Annotated in this window: 15 protein-coding genes and 1 other annotated feature; of the genes, 2 read left to right on the forward strand and 13 right to left on the reverse strand. The window is 28.3% G+C overall.

All coding sequences use genetic code 11. From position 1 onward, the window contains the following. Nucleotides 1-35 precede the first annotated feature (35 nt). The 8 genes from D2A34_RS12340 to D2A34_RS12375 form a co-directional block, all read right to left on the reverse strand. A complete protein-coding gene (locus D2A34_RS12340; protein WP_119366813.1) occupies nucleotides 36-1,898 on the reverse strand; it encodes a hypothetical protein in 1,863 nt (620 codons plus the stop codon). A gap of 225 nt (nucleotides 1,899-2,123) precedes the next feature. After that, nucleotides 2,124-3,563 carry an Asp-tRNA(Asn)/Glu-tRNA(Gln) amidotransferase subunit GatB gene (gatB, locus tag D2A34_RS12345; protein ID WP_079441963.1) on the reverse strand — a complete coding sequence of 480 codons (1,440 nt, stop codon included), beginning with the start codon at nucleotides 3,561-3,563 and terminating at the stop codon, nucleotides 2,124-2,126. Nucleotides 3,564-3,575: 12 nt separating this feature from the next. After that, complete coding sequence (gene gatA / locus D2A34_RS12350) at nucleotides 3,576-5,015, reverse strand: Asp-tRNA(Asn)/Glu-tRNA(Gln) amidotransferase subunit GatA (RefSeq protein ID WP_119366814.1); 1,440 nt, start codon at nucleotides 5,013-5,015, stop codon at nucleotides 3,576-3,578. A 15-nt stretch (nucleotides 5,016-5,030) separates the two neighbouring features. Then, on the reverse strand, nucleotides 5,031-5,312 hold the full coding sequence (gene gatC, locus D2A34_RS12355) for an Asp-tRNA(Asn)/Glu-tRNA(Gln) amidotransferase subunit GatC (RefSeq protein WP_079441965.1): 282 nt from the start codon (nucleotides 5,310-5,312) through the stop codon (nucleotides 5,031-5,033). A gap of 166 nt (nucleotides 5,313-5,478) precedes the next feature. Continuing rightward, the gene (aspS, locus tag D2A34_RS12360) at nucleotides 5,479-6,768 is read right to left on the reverse strand and encodes an aspartate--tRNA(Asn) ligase (RefSeq protein ID WP_079441966.1); all 1,290 of its coding nucleotides are present in this window, start codon (nucleotides 6,766-6,768) and stop codon (nucleotides 5,479-5,481) included. Nucleotides 6,769-7,014: 246 nt separating this feature from the next. Then, nucleotides 7,015-7,271 (reverse strand) — a binding site (T-box leader). Nucleotides 7,272-7,484: 213 nt separating this feature from the next. After that, the gene (locus tag D2A34_RS12365) at nucleotides 7,485-8,036 is read right to left on the reverse strand and encodes a GNAT family N-acetyltransferase (protein ID WP_119366815.1); all 552 of its coding nucleotides are present in this window, start codon (nucleotides 8,034-8,036) and stop codon (nucleotides 7,485-7,487) included. A 219-nt stretch (nucleotides 8,037-8,255) separates the two neighbouring features. Continuing rightward, nucleotides 8,256-9,365, reverse strand: a complete 1,110-nt coding sequence (locus D2A34_RS12370; RefSeq protein ID WP_119366816.1) for an amidase domain-containing protein — start codon at nucleotides 9,363-9,365, stop codon at nucleotides 8,256-8,258. Between the two features lie 31 nt (nucleotides 9,366-9,396). Beyond that, nucleotides 9,397-10,302 carry a M15 family metallopeptidase gene (locus D2A34_RS12375; RefSeq protein WP_079441969.1) on the reverse strand — a complete coding sequence of 302 codons (906 nt, stop codon included), beginning with the start codon at nucleotides 10,300-10,302 and terminating at the stop codon, nucleotides 9,397-9,399. A gap of 309 nt (nucleotides 10,303-10,611) precedes the next feature. On the opposite strand from D2A34_RS12375, the gene D2A34_RS12380 reads away from it, so the two are divergent. Together D2A34_RS12380 and D2A34_RS12385 are read left to right on the forward strand one after the other, a co-directional pair. Then, nucleotides 10,612-13,521 carry an ABC transporter substrate binding protein gene (locus D2A34_RS12380; protein WP_119366817.1) on the forward strand — a complete coding sequence of 970 codons (2,910 nt, stop codon included), beginning with the start codon at nucleotides 10,612-10,614 and terminating at the stop codon, nucleotides 13,519-13,521. A 454-nt stretch (nucleotides 13,522-13,975) separates the two neighbouring features. Further along, nucleotides 13,976-15,172 carry an IS110 family RNA-guided transposase gene (locus tag D2A34_RS12385; RefSeq protein ID WP_119365626.1) on the forward strand — a complete coding sequence of 399 codons (1,197 nt, stop codon included), beginning with the start codon at nucleotides 13,976-13,978 and terminating at the stop codon, nucleotides 15,170-15,172. 459 nt (nucleotides 15,173-15,631) lie between these two features. On the opposite strand, the gene D2A34_RS12390 is transcribed toward D2A34_RS12385, so the two are convergent. The 5 genes from D2A34_RS12390 to D2A34_RS12410 all read right to left on the reverse strand — a co-directional run bounded on the left by D2A34_RS12390 (nucleotide 15,632) and on the right by D2A34_RS12410 (nucleotide 20,504). After that, nucleotides 15,632-16,735, reverse strand: coding sequence for an alpha/beta fold hydrolase (locus D2A34_RS12390; protein WP_119366818.1), 1,104 nt, complete (start codon nucleotides 16,733-16,735; stop codon nucleotides 15,632-15,634). A 97-nt stretch (nucleotides 16,736-16,832) separates the two neighbouring features. Further along, on the reverse strand, nucleotides 16,833-17,174 hold the full coding sequence (locus D2A34_RS12395) for a hypothetical protein (RefSeq protein WP_079441972.1): 342 nt from the start codon (nucleotides 17,172-17,174) through the stop codon (nucleotides 16,833-16,835). 195 nt (nucleotides 17,175-17,369) lie between these two features. Further along, the gene (locus D2A34_RS12400) at nucleotides 17,370-17,549 is read right to left on the reverse strand and encodes a hypothetical protein (RefSeq protein ID WP_079441973.1); all 180 of its coding nucleotides are present in this window, start codon (nucleotides 17,547-17,549) and stop codon (nucleotides 17,370-17,372) included. 107 nt (nucleotides 17,550-17,656) lie between these two features. Then, nucleotides 17,657-19,813: a sensor histidine kinase gene (locus D2A34_RS12405; RefSeq protein WP_119367269.1), complete on the reverse strand. Its 2,157-nt coding sequence runs from the start codon at nucleotides 19,811-19,813 to the stop codon at nucleotides 17,657-17,659. After that, the gene (locus D2A34_RS12410; protein WP_119366819.1) at nucleotides 19,800-20,504 is read right to left on the reverse strand and encodes a response regulator transcription factor; all 705 of its coding nucleotides are present in this window, start codon (nucleotides 20,502-20,504) and stop codon (nucleotides 19,800-19,802) included. Before D2A34_RS12410 ends, D2A34_RS12405 begins: the two co-directional genes overlap by 14 nt. Nucleotides 20,505-20,786: the final 282 nt, after the last annotated feature.

The following is a 20,786-nucleotide window of genomic DNA, read 5'->3' on the forward strand; positions in this document are numbered from 1 at the left end:
GTTCTCAAAATATTATTATTTCACTTGAATTATATCTAAATTGATTGAAGAATAACTTCATATCTTAGTATATTATCACTTATTTTTCTAAAGGCCTCTTGAAAAGCACTATAAAAATCATCAATAGTTATATTTTTTTCTATTTCTAAAGCTTTATGCAAATTATTAGTGTTAAATTTATTTTTTGTTACTTCCATTAAGAAAGAGTTTTCAAAATAATTAATTGCGCTTTCCTCCAATCTACCTTTAATTGATTTCACAAGTTTTTCCTTGTCCTCTTTAGATATTTCACCATTAACATTTACTATAATCTTATTTTCAGTAGAATCAAAGCCAACAATATTATATCCATAGTTTAACAACAATTTCAAAATTTTTTTACTATCTTTATTATCCCCACTTTTTAAACTGAAATCGATTATATGTTTCTCCTCTTCATCGCAACATAGGATATAGTTCTGATAATTATCTTTTCGATTTCTAATAATAATTTTATTTTTGCTATAACAATATACACAATTCCTTCTATTACTAATAACGCCATTCCAAACCTCAACTAAATATCCATTATATCTCTCATAAAGCATACTAACTAAAGCCTGCACACTCATTCTTTCTTGATTTAATGATATATTTATTATATTCTCTTTATTCTTTGATTTTATTTTTATTGTTCTTCTGTAACTTTCGCTTTCTTTTTGTATAAGTTTAACTAATTCGATAAAATCACTATTAGTACATGAATTTTCTAATGAATCCTTATGGATCTCATTAAGTTGCATAGTTCCAGCAATTTTATCTTTTGAAATACCGATTTTCTTAGATACATCTGATTTTAATAGATCAGCAAGACTTTCATAATCATTATTAATCCATTTTTCTTTAAACTTTAGTATTTGTTCTTTAACATAACTTCCATCAGTTATAATGCAAAATACTCTATTATTTAGAGTTTCACTGCTAATTTTTTCTTTTAGTACTGAAAGGCTGTTTATATCTTTATTAGATTCTATATTAAATAAAAATACTTCCTTATAATCTTCACATATTCTCTCTTCTAATAGCCTTGTTAAATTATTGCATTGTGTACTTTGTAAATAATCAATAAAAACAACACCTGAAAACTGTTCTTTTTTAGATGGAATTTCCATGTAAACTCTATCAATCATAAGAGAACAAGAACTTCTGATTCCATATAATGCTTTGCATAAATTTTCAAGATCTTTATTTATATAATTATTTGAATTTTCTTGCTCCTCGTTAATGTATTCATAGCCTTCATCGCTATGTATATAATACTTGGAGATTAATTGTAACCACTTATAATATTGATTTTTTAAACTAATTTCAAATTTATTAAAATATAATTCCCAAATATAATCATCCTTTTCTTCACTTATATCCTTCAAATCATTTAATTTTTTTATTTGTTCAAATAATTCAGTAAAGTCTATATCCTCATTCATTTTACTCATAATATCATCTATTCCATAATATTTACTTAGAGATATACCATAAAATTTATTTAGTATTTCAATGAAGTTATCTTGAAATCTTTTTTCTATATTTTTAAGTATAGAGTTTTCATCTTCAATGATGACATCTATTTTGGAATAGGTTTCGTGTAAGGCCTTTAAAATATTATCTTTTAATTCTGATATAAGATTTTCCTCATTCTTCAATGCTAAATAAATAACTATATTATTATTTTCAGATGCTGAACATAATATTTCTGTTGGAAAAGAAACGGGAGTATTTAAGTCTATAGAATCTTTCTCAAAAAAAATTCTAGGTTTAATTATTGATGCCAAAAACCTTTTCTTATATGAATTTGCCGAGCCTATTATGTTGATTCTTGTTTTAGTTTCTTTTTCAATCTTCATTTTCAAATTTCTCATAATACTCTCCTTATTAAACTTTATTTTAAAAAATATTTTTATGTTCTAAATATCTACTATAATAATATTATTATATTTACTTAATATTTATTCCATTTGCTATAACTTCTATATAAATAAAAGATCTCTATTTTTATAATAATTCAGCTGCTATTAGATGTGATTAATTGAAATAAAGAAAGACCATGCAATTCAATTTTGCATGGTCTTATTAAAACTATTGTTCTATAATTCACTAAGTTTTTTATCTACAAGCTCTTTAGCTAACTTTGGATTTGCTTTTCCTTTTGAAAGTTTCATCACTTGACCCATTAAGAATCCAGCACTTTGAGTCTTTCCTGCCTTATAATCTTCTACAGATTGAGGATTATTAGCTATTACATCGGCAACTATTTTTTCTAATTCATCAGTAGAACTAATTTGCATAAGTCCCTTTTCTTCAATTACTTTCATTGGGTCTTTATTTTCATCAAAGATTTCTTCAAGTACTTCTCTACCTACATTGTTACTGATTTTTCCTTCCTCAACAACTTTAAGAAGCTTTGCAAAGTTCTCAGCATCTATTGTAATATCTTGTGATTCTATTTTTCTATCTTTTAAAATTCTTAAAATATCTCCTAGAATCCAGTTTGCAGCAATTTTAGGCGCAACTGCGAATCCTACAACTTTTTCAAAGAACATAGCAAGACCTTTATCTCCTACTAGGATCTCAACTTCTTTTTCTGTAAGTTCATATGCTTTTAGGAATCTTTCTCTCTTCGCATCTGGCATTTCAGGTAGAGAGTTTTTAGCTGCTTCAATTTGTTCGTCGTATATTATGATTGGTGGTAAATCTGGTTCAACAACATATCTATAGTCATGAGCTTGCTCTTTAGATCTCATTGAAATTGTTTTACCCTTTGCAGCATCCCATCTTCTAGTTTCTTGAACTACTTTATGACCTTCACCATAAGTATAAAGTTCCATTTGTCTTCTTTGTTCTTTTTCTAAAGCCTTTTGAAGTTCTCTAAATGAGTTGATATTTTTAAGCTCAACCTTAGTTCCATATTCTTCTTGGCCTACTGGTCTTAAAGAGATATTAGCATCACATCTAAGTGAACCTTGTTCCATACGGCAATCTGAAATCTCACCATATTCTAAGATTGATTTAAGCTTCTTCATAAACGCTACAGCTTCATCAACACTTCTCAAATCTGGTTCTGTAACAATTTCTGCAAGTGGAACACCAACTCTGTTATAATCCACTAATGAAACTGGTTCACCTTCTACGTGAACTAATTTTCCTGCATCTTCTTCTATATGGATTCTATTTAATCTAACCTTAATATGTTTTCCTTCATGTTCAAATTCAACATTTCCACCTGAACATATTGGCTTATCAAATTGTGATGTTTGATAATTCTTTGTAAGGTCAGGATAAAAATAATTTTTTCTATCCATCTTATTGTATTTGTTTATAGTACATCCAAGTGCAGTACCTGCTTTTATTGCTAAATTTACAACTTCTTCATTTAAAACTGGAAGAGTTCCTGGTACCCCTGTGCAAATTGGACATGTATTTGCATTAGGCTCTGATCCAAATTTGTTCGAACAAGAACAAAATATTTTCGTTTTTGATTTTAGCTCTGCATGTATTTCTAGTCCTATTACTGTTTCAAAATTCATTTTTGTCCCCTCCTATAATTCAAGTGCTAATGCTTGTTCTAAGCTATACGCAGCCTTAAATATTTTCTCTTCGCATAACATATCGCCCATTAACTGAATTCCTATTGGTAATCCTTCATTACTTATTCCTGATGGAATTGAAATTGCAGGGTTTCCTCCTAAATTTGCAGTTATTGTATAAATATCGGCCAAATACATAGCTAATGGATCAGTATTTTTCTCACCAATTTTAAATGGTAACACTGGAGATACTGGTCCAGCAATTAAATCGTATTTATTGAAAGCTTCTTTTAAATCATGTTTTAATTTTGTTCTAAACTTATCTGCTTTATTATAATAAGCATCGTAGTATCCTGAAGATAATGCATATGTACCCATCATTATTCTTCTTTTAACTTCTGGACCAAAGCCCTCGCTTCTGCTGTTTTCCATTAATTCATCTATGTTAGTATAATTAGGTGACTTATATCCATATCTTATACCATCATATCTAGATAAATTTGTACTTGCTTCTGCAGAAGACATTATATAATAGGCAGCTAAACCGTCTTTTATAATTGGAAGAGAAAAAATTTCAACTTCTGCTCCTAGTGCTTTTAATGCCTCTAAGCTGTTATTAACTGAAGCTTTAATTTCTTCATCTAATCCTTCACCAAAGAATTCTTCTGGAACACCTATTTTCATTCCCTTAATTCCTTCTTTAAGTGAAGATGTATAATCAATTTCTTTTAAATCTCTAATGCTAGTAGAATCATATTGATCAGTTCCTGATATTATATTTAAAATATAAGCACTATCTTCAACTGAGTTTGAAAATGGTCCAATTTGATCTAAAGATGAACCAAAAGCTATAAGTCCAAATCTTGAAACTAATCCATATGTAGGTTTAAGACCTACAACTCCACAAAATGCTGCTGGCTGCCTTATCGATCCTCCTGTATCAGAACCAAGTGATACAGGTGCCATTTTTCCTGCAACAGCTGCAGCAGATCCACCTGATGATCCTCCTGGAACTCTAGCTAAATCTCTTGGATTCAAAGTTTTCTTAAATGCTGAATTTTCATTAGATGATCCCATTGCAAATTCATCCATATTAGTTTTTCCTATAATTATTGCATCTTCAGCCAATAATTTTTTTACTACTGTTGCATCATATGGTGGAATAAAATCTTCTAACATTTTAGATGCACACGTAGTGTTAACTCCTTCTGTACAGATGTTATCTTTTATAGCTATTGGAATACCTGCAAGTCTTCCTAAACTTTCTCCTGCTTTAATTCTTGAATCAATTTCCTTTGCTTTAGCTAATGCTTCTTCACAAGTAAGCGTTAGGAAAGCATTTACTGTCGGCTCTGTTTTAACTATTTCATCTATATATGACTGTACTAGTGCTTCACTAGTTAACTCTCCAGTTTTAACTTTATCTACCATATCTTTAATATTCATTTTCATTATGCTTTCACCACCCTATTCAATAACCTTTGGTACTTTAATATAAGTATCTTGCATGTCTTTAACATTTCTGAATAAATCATTACATTCAAATGACTTAACTTCATCTTGTCTAATTACTGGTTTCAATTCTACATTTTCGTTATCTTCGTTTATATCTAAATTCAATTCATTTAAATATTGAAAATTATCTAAAATACTTTCAAATTCTTTTGCAAATTTTGCAGCTTCATCATCTGAAAATTTTAATTTAGATAATTTAGCTATATATTTTACTTCATCAATACTAACTTTCATTGCTTTCACCTCTTTAAAATTTTAAGTATCTCTATAACTTAATAGCGTTCTAATTCCTAACTTCCAGAGCACCATATTAGTTACTTATGGATTATTAGAAATTCTATTTAGGAATTTCTAATAATCATATTCAAACTTCTTGTAATTTATCTAATGCTGCCTGAAACTATGGAGTTAATCTCTTCATATCTCTTGGGAATAGAGATGCTTCTCTTATATTACCAAGATTTAAAATTTGCATTGTGATTCTTTCAAGACCAATAGCGAATCCTCCATGTGGCGGCATACCATATTTAAATGTATCTAAATAGAAAGCAAAGTCTTCGATTTTTAATCCCCATCTTTCCATCTTAGCTTTTAGTGCTTCATAATCATGAATTCTTTGACCTCCAGTAGTTATTTCAACACCTTTGAAAATCAAGTCGAAACTCTTGGTCATTTCTGGATTTTCTTCACATTCCATTGCATACATTGGTCTTTTTGCTGTTGGGTATTCTGTTAAAAATACATAATCACAATTATATTTTTCCTTAATATACTTATGGAATAACGCTTCACCTTCATTATCAATATTTCCTACTGGCGATTTTTTATTAAATTCTGTTAGTAGAATTTCTTGAGCCTTAGCAAGTGGAATTCTTGGAATATTAATTTCTTCTGGTAGAACTACATCAAATAGCTTTAATTCTTCAGCACATTTTTCATTTAAATGCTTATATAAAAATCTTATAAAGTTTTCTTCCATATCCATAAGATCTGTTTCGTCTTTAATAAAGCCCATTTCAACGTCTAAACTCACGTATTCATTTAAATGTCTCCATGTATTATGAAGTTCTGCTCTATATGCATAACCAACTTCAAATACTCTTTCAAATCCTGCTCCAACCATCATTTGTTTCCAAAATTGAGGACTTTGTGATAGGAATGCTCTTCTATTAAAGTAATTAACAGTAAACATTTCAGATCCACCTTCAGTTCCTGAGTGAGTTATCTTTGGTGTATGTATTTCCTCAAAGTCATTGTTCTTAAAGAACGTTCTAAATGCTTCTTCAATTTCATTTTGAATTTTAAATATTGCTTTCTTCTTAGGAATTCTAAGACTTACTGTTCTGTAATCTAATTGAGTTTCAAGCGAAGCTTTCTCTTTATAGCTTTGTATTTCAAATGGTAATTTATCGTAAAATACCTTACCTTGTATTTCTAAATTTGTTACTTCAACTTCTATGCCTTTAGGTGATTTTTCATTAGCACGAACTACCCCAGTTACTTCGATTGCATTTTCTAGTCTTAGTCCTTTGATTTGCTCTTTAGTACATACAAGTTGAACTATCCCTGACTTATCTCTAAGCATGATGAAAGAAACATGTGATAGATCACGGATTTTATGAACCCATCCTTTAAGCATTACTGTTTCATCGCCATTTACAACTAAATCTTTAACAAATATTCTCTTCATTATTATTACTCCTTTTTCAATTTATTGCTTATTTTTACATTTGGTTTTTATCCGATAGATAGCATCCGTAAAACTCCAACTTTTTGAAGTTAGATATAACGGCTGCACGCTCCTGGACAATGTACCCCTTGAGGATATAAGTTCAACTAGGATTCAGATGCCTGAATCAAGTTTCACTTTATAAATATACTCTTTATTAAGAGAATTTTTTCAAATTAGGTAACAAAAAAGTCCCTATGCTTAATGCATAGGGACGAGATTACTTTCGCGGTACCACCCTAGTTAGTTTATAAAAAACTCACCTCAAACAAGCACAAAACAGCTAATATGTTTTATACCCTCCAATTTTAACGGTATGGACCCGATTAAGCCTACTCTTCTTTCAAATTTCAGTTAATTGCTCCGAAGTGTTCTTCAATTCAAGATTCATACAGATATTCCACCATCATCTGCTCTCTTAAAATCATCTATTTGAATTTACTTTTCTTCATCATAGCATATATAAATTTTCATTTCCAAAAATTAAATTCTTAAATTACTTATAAGCCTATCGCTTATGAAATTCATTATATTGCAAAATAATTCATAAATCAATACTTTTTTCTAAAAATTTGTTAACATTTTTTCAAATAATACTGCTTAATGAATATTTTACCGCAGATTTACTTGGTTTAACAATTGAATATATTTATATTAAAATTAATAATTATACAGTATTATAGATTTTTCATTAACACGTATCTATTCAAACCACCATATTTTAATTTCTCAGTGATAATATTATAACCAAGTTTTTTAAATGTATTTAAGCTATAGATATTTTCAGGAGCAACAGTTGCACAAATGTAATTCATTTCTCTTCTGATTCCTATATCTTCAAGACTTTCGCACATAATTTTTTGCAGGCTATTTCCTCTGTACTCTTGTTTTACTAAAGTGGATTCAATTTGTCCAACTTTTAAAAGTTCTTCTTTTTTAATATTTACATCATATCCATAGTTATGTTCTTCATATCCATACTCAATATATACACCAATAGCGATTAACTCATCCTCATTCATAGATAAACATCCAATAATTTTTCCCTTACTTTTTATAGTTTCCTCAAATTCTTCTTTCTCAGAACAAGCATAATGATTTTTATCTTCTAAACCATTATAAATAATTTTTTGAAAATCCATTATTTTATTTATATAAGTTAAATCTAATTCTTTTAACTGTGCCTCTATTTGTCTTCCGTCTTTTCTATTTAAAATTATTTTATTCATTTTTATCCAACAAGAATATATCTAAAACTAATAATTCTTGTCAATTTCCCCCTTAATATTATTTATTTGAATTATAATATATCTAAATAGTATATGCAAATTTTATCTGATATGTAGCATTGTGAAATCCCACCGAACCAAATTTAATTTAATACTTTTTATGCAAAAACCATTAAAAAATGCTTTAAGACACTAATAAATCCTAAAGCATTTGTGAAACTAATAGTGTACTCTGATGAGCCAAAACTTTATTTTTTTATCGCTCCAGCCTAAATCCCATGGAACATCATTTCTATCAGAATTATGGCAAGTAACTAATGAATAACCTTTTGAATCAGCACCTGTAACCATAGATACATGGGTGATATCTCCCTTTTTTTCATAAGCAACAAAATCACCTGGAAGAAGCTTATAAGATGCTTTATATACTTTTTCATAGCTTCCTTTAGCAACAAGAGAAGCTCTTCCGCTGTTTAGCATATAATATGTAAATTTCCCTGCATTTACCCAAGGTCCTGTAGCACTTCCGTTATCATAATTCCATGTTGAATTCTCTTTAAATTTTGCACCTTCATGCAAAATTTGTGATGCAAAATTTGCACAATCGCCACCTTCTGGATTAAAATCCCGATATTTATTATTATATTTAAATCCATATTCTTCTTTTGTAGCTGCACCACAATATTTATCTGCATATTCCTTTGCACCTTTTCTTTTATCATTAATTCCAGATAAATCTCTTGAAGGTTGAGAGGCTATATATTCTTTAATTGTATCAACTTTAATTGATTCTAAACTTAAAGAATCTGCAAATGGATCAGTATACCATTCTTTAGTAATTATCCATCCACTATCTCTTTTTGTTAATTGAAATGAGTGATATGTACCAATTCTTGAACTATTTATTTGTTCAGGTTGATCAGGATATATATATTTATATTCTGCATTACATAATATACTAAATGAGCATTTGTTATCTCCAACTTTAGACTTTCTTATAACGATCCTTGGAATTATATCAACAAATTGAATCCCCTGTTTTTCCGCCCAATTATTTACATACTTCGCTTTCCTTTGTTCATATTCATATGCCCACTGACCATATTTGGTATCAGTGGCATATAAAGATTTTATTGAGTCTAAATCTTTATTTAAGATAGCTTTATTTTTTATCGAAAAAATATTTTGAACTATATCACATATTTCATCATTTGAATTGTTATCAGCTAGTGCAACTAGTTCAATAGGTTTAAATAGTGAAATTATTATATAAATAGTAGAAATACTTGTGATAAGTAACAAACTCTTTCTTTTTTTAGAGAGTCGCATATTTAATACCCCTTTCTAAACGAATATCATTCTATTGTAATGCATTATCTATTATTTCGATGTGATTTTTAGTGTTCTCATCTACTGGTGAACCGTCATACCACTCATGATTCCCATCCCATTTTCCAAAATATTTTGCTTTTAAAATTATTTCTGGTCTATATTCAAAATGTAAGATATCAAAATGATTCCATTTTCCACCCCAAACAAAGTTATTCCTCTCAAAAGCTTCGACTAATTCTTTTGGGTAATCTAATAGCCTCTTCTGCCCTTGTATTTCTGAACTCCATTTCCAGTAATCCCTTTTATCACTTTTTAAGTCAATAGCAATTCCATAAGAATGTGGACTGAGCCTTCCTGTTCCTGAAATAACTCTGTAATTATAGGTTCCACTAGCTGGATAAAGAATGCTACCAATATCTCCTCTTGTTTTAGCTAAGGGTATAAGCTCTTTAAAGACAGCATCTAGAGATGCATTAGCTTTATTATTTTTATTAAATTGATAATTTGTATATCCAAATTTCAAGTTAGTTAAATTTTTCTCTATAACTCCTTTAGAACCACCATAAACTTCACTAAAAAGTTCATAATGCCTTGCTCTGCCTGGATCAAAATCTTTTTTCATAATCTCGGTAGTCATTTGCAGTGGATATTCCTGCTCTAACATGTCTTGTAAATCTGGATTAGCCAATTTTTCCTCATGATTCTTATTTTTCATATCATCATATATAATTTTCTTTCCTGATTTCATTATTAGGTAAACTTCATCATCACTTTTCTTTTCCACACCCTGAATATACTCAGGGTAAGCTAACATAAGGATTAATACATCTTGTTTCATCTGTGTTTTATAATCTTTTTCCGCAGGCACCTTTGATATTACAGGTATGTTAATAATAATTAATATTGATACAATAAAAATATTTATTTTTTTCATAAAAATTCACCACCTTTTTTGACCCTATAAATATATACTGTCCCAAGAATAATCATACTATGTACAATAATTTATTTGTAATGAAAAGATATAGGTTTATATTTGTAAATTTCTGAAATTTTTATCTAGCTTTTGTGAGTATATATAAATTATTATCATTATTTTTTTACATGACATATTTTTTTGTTAAATATCATGTTATTTAATGTAGAGAAAAGAGGTAATATAAGGTATAATTGTATTTAAATATGTTCTAAACTTATTTAGTTAACTTTGATTATTAAAAAATAAGAATAGGAGGACTACCATATGAAAAATACCTTAAAAATCAAAAGAAGATTAGCTATAGTACTTTTCTTAACATGCATATTAATAAACTTTGAGAGCATTTCTGTAAAATCCAATGAACTTAATAAAAATATTCTAATCTTAAATTCCTATTCTAGTGGATATGATTGGACAGACGGACAAAATCAAGGAATTGTTGACACTTTAGACTCTAAGGATAATATTATAAAATACGTAGAATATATGGATTGGAAAAGATATAATTCAAAAGAAAGTTTAAATAATTTCTATGAATATTGTAAAAACAAATATTCAAACAAAAAAATAGATTTAATAATTACAACAGACGACGCTGCTTTGAACTTTGCAATAAAGTACAGAAAGGATTTATTCTCAGATGCACCATTAGTATTTGGTGGCGTTAATAAGGACTCTGCCGATACAATATTGAAAGATATTTCCAATGTAACAGGTGTTTATGAATGTATCGATCCTGAAGGGACTATTGAAGATGCATTAAAAATTAAACCTGAAACAAAAAATATCTATGTAATTCATGATAATACTGAGACTGGAATTGCCTATTATAATTTAATTGAAAAATTTGTATACTCACTAAATAAAAATCTTACTTTATATGATTTAGGTAACTATAGCTTTGTAGAAATATGCAATATAACTTCATCTCTAAATAATGACAGTATTATTCTTTTAGATGCTTATAGTTCTGAATATAATGGTTTTTCTCTTCCTTTAAAAAAGATTTCACATATAATTTCTAGTAACAGCTCCGTACCTGTTTTTACCACATCAGAAGCATTAGTAGGTGAAGGATGTATTGGTGGTAGTACACTTAGTGCTAAAGTTCATGGAAAGGATATTGGGGATCTTGCACTTAGAGCTCTTGACGCTGAAGATATAAACACAAATTCTTACGGTGATAAAAAATCACTCCGCTCTATCTATGACTACAATGTACTCAAAAAGTATAATTTAACATCAGCAATACTCCCACAAAATAGTATTGTTATCAATAAGCCATTTTCATTTTATGAAACATATAAAGTCCAAATTTATATTGTTTTATTAATATTTATAATTCTTATAATATTAATCATATATCTAATAATTAATATTAGGAAAAGAATTGAAGTTGAAAAAAAGCTCATTGAAAACAATGAGGAAATTAATGCCCTATATGAAGAGCTGCTTGCATCTGAAGAATCATTACAAATGAATTATGGGGAATTGAATAGAAGACAAAATGACCTGCTTTTAAGTGAAGAAAAATACAGATTAGTAGCTGAATCTACCAATGATATAATTTGGGAGGAAGATGTAAAAGATAATACAAGGAAATTCTCTGATAAGCTGTTTGAAATACTTGGTTATACTGGTAATGAATTAAGTACCTATTTTGATTGGTATAACATAATTCATCCAATGGATAGAAATATTGTAGAGAAAGCAAGAGAACAATATCCCAATAGAAGCGTTGAAGAAAATAACATCGAATACAGAGTTCGATGTAAAAATGGACAATATAAATGGATTACTTCAAATTCTAATCCACAGCACGATGAAAATGGAAAAATAATAAAAATATTTGGGGCTTATAAAGATATAAGCAAATTGAAAGAAAATCAATTAGAAATAAACGACCTTGCATTTTATGATTCAATTACTAAACTTCCCAACAGAGTATCCTTATACGATACAGTACCAAAAATAATAAATTCAGCAATAAATTTTACAATGTTTTTTGTGGATCTTGATAATTTTAAAATAATAAATGATTCTTTTGGTCATTCAGCTGGAGATAAATTGTTAGTATTGGTAACTCAACGTCTAAATTCTATGACAAAAAATGAGTTTACAGCTTTCAGACTTGGCGGTGATGAATTTATTATAATTTATAAAGGTCTAAATGATAAAAAAAATATTGAAGATATAGCAGATAAAATCCTTTATAAAATCTCACAACCATATAAAATAGATGATAATTACTTTTATATAAGTGCAAGTATAGGTATAACATCTTATCCTGAAAACGGTAATGATCTTAGTGAATTGCTTAAGAATGCTGATACTGCAATGTACAAATCAAAAGAATCAGGAAAAAATAAATATACATTTTTTAATGCAGCCATGGGAGAAGATACCTTAAAGAAAATAAATCTGCATAATAATTTACAAAATGCAATCAAAAATAATGAATTTATTTTATATTATCAACCAATAACAGATGTTATTAGTGGAAAAATAGTTGGTATGGAGGCTTTAATAAGATGGTTTAATCCTAAAGAAGGCTTAATTTCTCCAGATAAATTTATAGCTGCTGCTGAGGAATCAGGACAGATTATTGAAATAGGAACTTGGGTCATAAAAAATGCTTGTCATTTTGCCAAAGAGCTTTTAAATAAAGGACATAGAGATTTCTATATCTCAGTAAATGTATCTGCAGTGCAACTTATACAAAAAAATTTCAAAGATGTATTATTTAGTATCATTAATGAAACAGGTATACTTCCTGAAAATTTAATGTTAGAGATTACAGAATCTGTATTTATGGAATCTTTTCACGATATGTCAACTCTATTTTCAGATATTAGAGAGCGAGGTGTAAAAATAGCTCTTGATGATTTTGGTTGTGGGTATTCTTCACTGACATATTTAAAAAATCTTCCTATGGATTCAATAAAAATTGATAAATCTTTTATAGATGACATCTTAAGTACTAATGAGAAAAATTGCATTGTTGGGTTAATAATAACTCTCATGAAACAGCTTGAATTTAAAGTTATAGCTGAAGGGATTGAACAAAAAGAGCAGCTAGAATATATAAAAAAATACAAATGTGACTATTTTCAAGGCTATTTAATCAGCAAGCCAGTTACAAAAGATCAAATTCTAGAACTACTCGATGTATAGATAACCCAACTATAACTTAGACTTATGCATATAACCAACCGAAAGAGAAGGTACTCTGTTTCTCGGTTGCTAGAAAAAATTAACTGTGGATTTCTACCAGCAAAAGTTGCACCAGTCCTGCTTGCTCCTTAGGCAAGCTAATGACAAGCAGGACTGGAACAACTTTTACTGAAGAAATACCTACAGTTATTTTGGTACTGTATATAGTGTAAATACTACCCAAGAAATAAGGTTAGTATTTGCACTTATTTTATTTATAATTAAGGGAGTAATTGGTCTGACGACAGCTATTTTGGATTAATAACATCCGTTTGAGAAACTGTCAGCCATCCTTTATTATAAAAATTCGATTAAGCAGGTTGAAACCTTAGAGGCTTTCGTGTAACTAACCAAAATGAATTCTAATAAGTGTAGATGGGTACAATTACGAAAAAAATATATCTGGAGGTCACTTATGATAAGTGTAGGAATTGATGTATCAAAAGAAAAAAGTACAGTATGTATATTGAAACCATGCGGCGAGATTGTTAAATCTCCATATGAGGTTACTCATACAGAAAATCATCTATTGGAATTAACATCATTGATAAAATGTTTTAATGAAGAAGTAAGAGTCGTAATGGAAGCGACAGGAACTTATCATTTGCCAGTACTTAGTTTTCTTAAAGAGCATGGTATTTTTGTAACTATTATTAATCCACTAGTAATGAAAAAATATGCAAGTATAGTTCTTAGAAAAGGAAAAACAGATAAGTTAGATGCTATAAAGATTGCTAGCTATGGAATAGATAACTGGTTTCATTTAGTTAACTATGAATCAAGTGAAGATGTTTATAATGAACTACGTCTTCTTGGAAGACAATACAGTCACTACATAAAACTCAGGGTAGAAAGTAAATTATCATTAACTTCAATGCTTGACCATACAATGCCAGGAATTAAAAAAATGCTACAAAATCGATCTGATAAACCCGAAAAAGATAAATTAAATGATTTCGTTGAAGAATACTGGCACTATGATAACATTGCAGTAAAAAGTAAGGAACAGTTTATTAATAGTTATAAAAATTGGGCAAAAAAGAAGGGATACCAACAAAGCGAAGCGAAAGCCATAAAGATATATGACTTGGCTCAACAAGGAATCCCTACTCTATCTTCCAATGCCCCATCGACCAAAATGTTAGTATTGGAAGCTGTTAGAGTTCTTCGTGAAGTAGATAAAACTCTTGCATTGATTTTATCACAAATGCAAGAATTAGCAAAGTCTCTAAAGGAGTATGCTGTTGTTCGTGAAATGGGTGGAGTAGGTGACATTATTGCACCAAGACTAATAGCAGAAATAGGCGATATCAGAAGATTTCATAGCGGAAAAGCTTTAATAGCATATGCAGGCATTGATGCGCCACCATATCAATCAGGGCAATTTAACGGAACGCGAAGGAGAATATCTAAGAGAGGTTCTGCTACATTAAGAAAAACTGGATTTGAAATAATGAAATATTTAAAAATTAATAAACCTGAGAGTAATTCAGTATATTTATTTATACTAAAAAAAGAGGCGGAAGGAAAAGCTTCAAAAGTAGCAAAAATTGCTGGATTAAATAAATTTTTAAGAATATATTATGCTAGAATAAAAGAAGTATATAAATAGAATCTAATTTAATAATCGGAAGCTTGGACCAGAAAAATAGCTGGTCTAATTAGTATGCAATAAAATATAAAAAATAATTAAAAAACCTGCTATAAAAAGTATTGACTTTCATTAGCAGGTTTCTCAATGCAACACTACGAAAAAGAGTACCTTCTCTTTCTGGTATGGAAAGCATTTCAAGGTATAAATCAAATTCGTAGTTTGGATATCTATAAGGGGGTGTGATTAACCATAATTTCACATTAGATAAGCCCTTATGAATTAGTAGATTAGACATTTGATTTTCCATATCTTGATGTATAAAAAAGACTTTATCACACTCTCCTATAGATAAGCAACATGTAACCTTAACATATACTTTGAAATATAACCCAAGTAGAAATGAGTAGCATACTTTTGTGGAATGTTTCATAAGGAATAAAAGTATGCTACTTATTTCGGTGAGTTTATTACATAAATCTAATTCTTATCATAAAATTCAAAGACTTCTTTTAAGTAAGGCCTTTGGATTTCATCTTTTTCGAAATATATTTCGTGCCTTGAGTTATCTACTTTTATTATTTTACAATCCTTTGCGGCTTTTGCAAATTTATTTTCTCCTTCTGGTTTTACATAGGTGTCATGTCCAGCTTGAAATAATAATACGGGAATTTCAACTTTTGAAGCATTTTTCTCTTTTACAATTTCCTCAGTTGTTATAAATGCTTGCTTTGTCCAATTATAACTTGCGCCACCTCTTTGTAGCTTTTCATTATCAACAACGATATTATGGAAGTACTCATATCGATTAAGAGAGGTTGTACCAATTTCATCTTTATTGTATACAGGTGTGTAGGGCTTTTTACCTAATACATATGCTCCACCATTTCCAATTGCAACTTCAAAATCAACAATTATCTCTGCTAAAAATTTAGGAATATTTCCTGTATTAACTTCTAACATTGGCGCATTTAATATAGCAGCATCAAAATAATTAGGATAATCTTCTAAAAATTTTGTTCCAATTGCTCCTCCCATAGAATGGGCAAATAAGAATATTTTTTTATTATCTTTGTTTGGTATAACAATTTCATCCATGAAACTTTTGAAATCAGTAACATACTGATCGAAATTCTTTACATCTATTTGAGTTTTGTCTGCTATTCCAAGTGTCCCTGATCTTCCATGTCCTCTATGTTCAATTCCAAAGACATTATATCCATTTTTAAGAAAATAATAAATAATTTCATGGTATTTTTCTAAACTCTCAGTATATCCATGTGAAATTACTATACTTGCTTTTGCATTTTCAGCTTCATACTTTTCATAGTATAATTTCACGTCTTCATCTCCATTAATATATCCTGACTCCATTCTTGCATTTATATACGGTTCAACAATACTTTTCATATCACTCTCATAATTATTTTCTGAAATATAGAAATTGTCTGTATTATTATTTGTAGTTGAAGCATTTACAACAGGATTTAATACATTAATATTCGCAAAAAATTCTACAAATAGCATTATAAATATGAGCAACACTTTTAATCTAAACTTTAATTTTTTAATATCGTAATTCATCGATTAATCCCCCTACTCAGTTAAAGGTTTAGGTGTTATTTTGACTAAATCTTCTGTATAAAATAAAAAGCTGTATGTACAGCTAATTATCTCTTAATTATTCTAAAATTGAAATTACCCATTTACTGCAAGCAGTACATTTGTGAACAGTTATAACAAACAAATCAAATTTCTTATTATGTGCAATTATACCCATTGCATCTCTTTCTTCTTTTGTAACAAATTCATCATTCTCATCAATATATCCTATAATTTCAACTAAGTAATTTTTCTTAGTTTCATCGCAGCAACCATTCGATCCAGCTACTTCTATCATTTCATAATCTAAATCTGGACTTAACTCACTTATGATGTCTATTATATCTTCATAATCTTTAATATCATCAACGAAATCCTCCTCATAAAATTCTAAATCTTTTACTTGAAATAATTTATTCATATTTTTAACTCCTCTTTTGAATTTCATAAAAACCAATCATAATTAAAATATTATAATATGTTATATTGTTTTGCAAATAAATTGATATAATATGCATTCATTTTTTTCCACTAGTTCTAATTATACATTAATTTAAGCACAAAAAAATAGTAGATTCATCTTTTTAAAGTATAAATAATGAATCTACTATTCTTCTTAATTTTCTTCTATAAGTTTTCTCAGTTTATTTTGAACCAGCCATAATTTTTTTTGCTTTCTATTAAAAGCAACCATTCTATTTTTGTTATTTTTATTTTCATCAATCAGCCTTATATATTCTGCATCTGCAATTTTTAAAGCATCTTCAATTACTAAAAGATCCTCTTTAGTAAACATTAAATCCCCTCCGTTAATAATAGTTTTTATAAATCATATTAATATTTTCCGGAGTTAAATTTTATCACTAAAGGATGAAAAATTCAATAATAGAAGTTCTTCTTTGACTATTTTTTAAAAATAATTATTACTTTAAATAAATCCCCATCGATATCAATATTAAAAGTTCCTCCTTGAACCTCAACAAAACTTTTTGCAATTGCAAGTCCAAGCCCTGAGCCTTCAGTATTTCTTGATTTATCTCCTCTTTGAAATCTCTCCACTATATCAAAAGGATCAAATTCAATTTCTTCTGCAGACATATTTTTTATTGTTATTTTAACTTTGTCTTCTTCATCTATTATATCTACATATACTCTTGAACCTTCCATTGCATATTTAACTACATTAATTAAAAGATTTTCAAAAATTCTATATGTCTTTTGGCTATCTAATTCCAAAATAGTTTTATCTTTAGGATAATTGTTCTTTATATATAGTTTGGATTTCGTTATTTTGTCATCTAGTTCAATTTGTGTCTGTCTCATTAATTCTACAATATCTACATTCACAAGATTTAGACTTATATCTCCACTCGTAGCTCTGCTCACCTCAAATAAATCTTCAATCAAGAACTTTAATCTCTGAGATTTTTTATCTATAGTATCTATATATGATTTGCATTCTTCATCAGCTATATTGCTTTTTTTTAGTAAATCAACATAAGTTATTATTGATGTTAGCGGTGTTTTTAAATCATGTGAAACATTCGAAATAAGTTCTGTTTTCATTTTTTGGCTTTTAATTTCTTCATTAACTGCTTTTTTTAATCCACTTTGTATTTTTTCTATTTTATCTTTTAAAGGATTAAACAAACCTAAATCACTATTAATTTTTACATCTATATTGCCATTGGAAATTTTTTCGGTCTCATTGGATAGTATTATAAATTTATTCTTTATATCTTCATAGTGTTTTCTTATTAAATAAAATAACCCAATGCTATAAATCAGTAAAAGAACTATTCCAAAAAACCAGAATATGCAGCATATTGATGTAATTAACAAATTTATGCCAATAACTTTTATAATAAACTTATTAGATTTGTCATTTAAATCTATATGTCCTATATAATTAATTAAGTTATTAAAACACTTTTTCAAGAAATTCACTATTTTTATAATTAACAATCTTTCCTTAAGATATTTAAGTATTCCAGTATTAATTATAAACTTTAAGAGCATAGCCCCTGCAAAAATAGCATAAATAGTTATAGTCCATATAATTACATTCATCGTAATTATGGCAAAATTTTCTAATGATTTATCCATTCCAGGTCTAATGAGTGTATTCTTTAAAGTTTCAATAATAGTAGATGCAAGGACAAATCCAGAACCAATTCCTCCAAAACCTAAAATCAAACAGTTAATCTCGAATGATAACTTTTCTAAATACTTAATTCCAAATACATTTCTTCCAATTCTATAAGGTACTAATAACGCTAATATTAACATAAAACCGAATATTGATAAAACAACAGTAGCTACAGCTCTGTTATATATTCTATTTTGTGAATTATCTACAAGTGAACTTATTGTATCGGAATATTTTAAATCCTTAGGAATTCCATAGACAAAAGTCACATTTTTAATAGGATTAAATTTTATATTATTTATAATGATATAATTATCATTCCAAACTTTTTTCATTGTAAGATCTAAAAACCTATTTCTTATTACATAATCATCAGAACCATAAACCTTATTTACAGCGGCTACTCCATTTTCATCATACTTTACTACCATGTAAAACGCATATTTATCGGTTAAAGATTGACTTTTAGTTTCATCTTCTAATAAACTTAAATCATTTTCCGTATTAGTCTTCTTCATAGACATATCGTTACTATGAACTAAATAATTCAAATTTTTATAGTCATTATTTAGATTATCTTTCCATGAGTCTAAAATATTATCAAAGTTTCTAGGTACATCCAAATCATTATTTGACTCTCCATTATTATTTGAATTTTTCTCATATGATTTTATATAAATTTTCTCAGCGCTTAATTCTTCTTGACTTGTTTGGCTCAAAAGGTCTTTATATAAAACATAATTACTTTGATACATAGTTCTCATCAATTCATAATCTTCATAAGGTTGTGAAGGTTCTCCCTTCGACAATTCCTTTATCTTTGGATAAAAGTTAAAAATGCCCATTGACATTATTATAAGTATTGTAAATGCTACTAAATTAGTAATATATAAATTTTTACTGCTTTTCAATTTTGTATCCAACTCCCCATACCACCTTTAAATATTTCGGATTTTTTGTATCTATTTCTATTTTTTCTCTTATATTTCTAATATGAACCATTACTGTATCTGTGTTAATCGCCTTCTCATTCCAAACTATTTCATAAATTTCTTCAGCTGAGAAAACTCTTCCTGGTTTTTTCATAAGTAAATGTAAAATCTTAAATTCTATTGGTGTGAGCTTTACTAAATCCCCATCTAAAGTCACTTCTTTTGTATTAATATTTAGTTCTAATCCGCCAATTACAAAATTATTATCCTTTTCTGTTGAATCATTTACTACTCTTAAGTATTTTGAATATCTCCTAAGTTGAGAATTAACCCTAGCTAATAATTCCATTGGATTAAATGGCTTAGTCACATAATCATCTGCACCTATATTAAGTCCAAGTATCTTATCCATCTCTTCAGATTTTGCCGTTAACATAATTACTGGAAATTCATAATTCTCTCTTAATTTCATGACCATTGTTACGCCATCCATTTTCGGCATCATTATGTCTACTATTGCCAAATGTAGATTTTGATTTTCAATAACCTCTAATCCTTCTACTCCATTACTTGCTCTAAAAACATTGTAACCCTGATTTTTTAAGTATATTTCTATGCCATCACCTATCTCTTTTTCATCTTCTACAATTAAAACATTATACTGATTCATAATTATTAAACACCCTCACTTACTATAATTAACATTCTATTATAATATCACATAAATTTTATTCTATATTATTATGAGAACTATGTTATAAATTCATTAAAATTTGAGTTTTTCCTTTTAATAGTATTGGTATTTTTAAAATGTAAGATATTGAGTGCATAATAGTACTAATAAGGATTTAATTTTCAAAGCAATATAAATAAAATATTTTAACATCTTATCTCACCCTAATTTTTATTTCTTTCATATTTCACCTCAACCTTTCTTAAATTACGCCAACTT

This window comes from Clostridium chromiireducens (genome assembly GCF_003575225.1).
GTDB classification, from domain to species: domain Bacteria; phylum Bacillota; class Clostridia; order Clostridiales; family Clostridiaceae; genus Clostridium; species Clostridium chromiireducens.